At 68.7% G+C, this 2,364-nt stretch carries 4 protein-coding genes and 1 pseudogene; 3 read left to right on the top strand and 2 right to left on the bottom strand.

Annotated elements, in window-relative coordinates; genetic code table 11:
• The first annotated feature begins 62 nt into the window (after window positions 1-62).
• The 3 genes and pseudogenes from CNO22_RS26705 (at window position 63) to CNO22_RS26710 (ending at window position 1,176) form a co-directional block, all read left to right on the top strand.
• Window positions 63-521: a group II intron maturase-specific domain-containing protein gene (locus CNO22_RS26705; protein WP_198588638.1), complete on the top strand. Its 459-nt coding sequence runs from the start codon at window positions 63-65 to the stop codon at window positions 519-521.
• Between the two features lie 9 nt (window positions 522-530).
• Window positions 531-782 (top strand): annotated as a pseudogene (locus tag CNO22_RS30325) (hypothetical protein); the annotation flags it as partial.
• A 115-nt stretch (window positions 783-897) separates the two neighbouring features.
• Window positions 898-1,176, top strand: a complete 279-nt coding sequence (locus CNO22_RS26710; protein ID WP_269799651.1) for an integrase core domain-containing protein — start codon at window positions 898-900, stop codon at window positions 1,174-1,176.
• 57 nt (window positions 1,177-1,233) lie between these two features.
• Here CNO22_RS26710 and CNO22_RS26715 read toward each other — a convergent pair whose 3' ends face one another.
• Together CNO22_RS26715 and CNO22_RS26720 are read right to left on the bottom strand one after the other, a co-directional pair.
• Window positions 1,234-1,680 (bottom strand): hypothetical protein, encoded by a 447-nt coding sequence (locus tag CNO22_RS26715; protein WP_100502250.1) that lies wholly within the window; start codon window positions 1,678-1,680, stop codon window positions 1,234-1,236.
• Between the two features lie 57 nt (window positions 1,681-1,737).
• Window positions 1,738-2,049 (bottom strand): hypothetical protein, encoded by a 312-nt coding sequence (locus CNO22_RS26720; RefSeq protein WP_100502251.1) that lies wholly within the window; start codon window positions 2,047-2,049, stop codon window positions 1,738-1,740.
• Between the last annotated feature and the right edge of the window lie 315 nt (window positions 2,050-2,364).

Genomic DNA, 2,364 nt, shown 5'->3' on the forward strand with positions numbered 1-2,364 from the left:
ATGCGCCCCGCCGCGTTTCGACGCCTCCGCTGCCGCTTACGCGTCACATCGTCGTAAGGTCCGTGAACGCATTGCGACCGCTGAAGCACAGTGGGTCGTACAAGCGAGGCACCGGCCAGCGGTTCCTCTACACCTACCCGTCGAAGAAAGCGCTGCTCTCGGTGACGGACAAGGTGCGGACGCTGACCCGCAGAGCACGACACCGGACGCTGTCTGACCTGCTGCACCGGCTCAACCCGGTGTTGCGGGGATGGGCCACCTACTTCCGGCACGGGGTCTCGAAGGCGACGTTCAGCTACCTGGGCCACTTCGCATGGCAGCGGGTCATCGGCTGGCCGCGCAAACGACACCCCGGCATCTCGTGGGCACGGCTGCGCAGGCGCTTCCTCTCCGGATGGACGCCGACGCAGGACGGGATCAGCCTGTTCGACCCCGCGACGGTGACGGTCAGCCGCTACCGATACCGCGGAAACAAGATCCCGCTCCCCTGGACAGCACCCCCGACCCCCACCGCAGCCTGACCTGACGGCATGGGCCTGTGGCGAGCCGGATGCTCGGAGACGGGCACGTCCGGTTCGGAGGGCGGGCCGGAGAAACGGACCAGGACGAAAGCCTGGCACCGCGCCCCGGCCCGACCCACCACCTACGTGCCGACCTGGTCAGGCTTCGTCTACGCCGCCTTGGCCATCGACCTGTACTCCCGGGCGATCGTCGGCTGGTCGGCGGCCACCACCAAGGACGTCGCCTTCGTCGAGAACTGCCTGCGCATGGCGCTGTGGCGGCGAGATCACACCGGCCGGCCAGTGCGCCCGGGGATGATCCACCACAGCGACGCCGGCTCGGTACACCGCCATCCGGTTCATCGACACCCTCGCCCTCGAGGGCCTGGTCGCCTCCATCGGCTCGGTCGGCGACGCCTACGACAACGCCGCCGCCGGGACCGTCATGGGCCTGTTCAAAAACGAGGCGCTCGCCGCCGGCTCCCCGTTCCGCGACGGCCCACTGCGGCACCTGGCCGACGTGGAGATCGTCACCACCGACTACGTCCACTGGTACAACCACGCCCGCCTGCACAGCGAGCTCGGCTACGTCACGCCCGAGGAGTACGAGCAGGCCTACTACGCTGCCCCACCGGACCCACCACCCGGGGAGTCCTCACACCGGAAGACGGCATGAGACCCGGGACGGTTCACCACCTCTCGCGGATGTGGAGAGCGTTCAGCCGTGTGCCGGTCAGACCTGTGGATGCGGGTCGTTCCCGCGATCGCGCGCGCGGGTTGCCCCTGGCATGCCGGAGACCACTTGGTGCAGGTCGTCGATGAGTTCGAGCATGGCGTGGAGGTCGGGCGGGACCTGCCGCAGCTCCAGGGAGGTGGGTAGGTCACCGCTATTGAGCGCGTTGACCAGGCGCGGAGCCTGGTCGGTGAGGGCGGCGAGGTTGGCTGTGCGCTCGGCGGAGAAGAGAACGGGGAGCTGCTCGAGGACGGCCTGCAGCGCCGCGGCCCGCGAATCTGTGAGCGTCTCGTCGAGGCGCTGAAGGACGCGGGCGGTCGCGTCGGGCCGGGCGGCGGACAGCAGCGCGTTCAGTCGTTCGACGTTGTCGTCGGTGAGCAGTGCGTCGAGTCGGTCGAGGAGCCGGCTGACGCGGTCATCGGCCAGGAGTTGCTCGAGGCGATCCAACAGTGCGCTGAGGTGGTCGATCTGGTCGTGGTCGTCGCCGAGCAGGCGGTCGACGAGCTAGCCGAGCCGTTTCCACCGGGTGGAGGTGGACAGGCTGTCCAGTTGGTCTAGCGCATGGGGGACGACGTCAGGTCGGGTGGACAGGGCGTCTAGCGCGGCCCCCACTGCTTCGGTCCGCTGTCGGGTCAGCGTGGAGTCGAGTCGGTCGACCAGCTCCCGAGCCTGGAGCGCCGCCTGCAGCAGGGGCTCGATTCGCGGTGCGGCGGCGTCGGCCCGCTGGAGGAGCCGGTTGCCGCGGCCGACCAGCTCCTCGATGCGGGGCATCGCCGCCTGGGCTTGTGTCAGCGCGGAGGCCAGCGCTTGGACCACATGGGTTACGGTCCGCGCGGCGTCCAGGACGTGCCGTGGTCTGAACAGCGGTACGCGCATGCGAATCGACCTCCGAGTAGCAAGTGATTGCGGTTCATGGGCATCAGGCCACGGGATGTGAGTGGGCCTTGCGCGTCAGAAGGCTGCGGATGGTGGCAGGTCAGCGTGCAGAACCGCATAACCGACGCCAACGAGAAAGCCGAACCCCAGATGGCCGGAGGTTGTCCCGGGTCTCGTAGAAGTTGAGGTGGCGGTCCCCTGCCCGCACCGGCCGTGAGGTAGGTGTTGGGCGTCCGCCAAGACACCACTGACAGG

It is taken from the genome of Geodermatophilus chilensis (genome assembly GCF_002802985.1).
Taxonomy (GTDB): Bacteria; Actinomycetota; Actinomycetes; order Mycobacteriales; family Geodermatophilaceae; genus Geodermatophilus; species Geodermatophilus chilensis.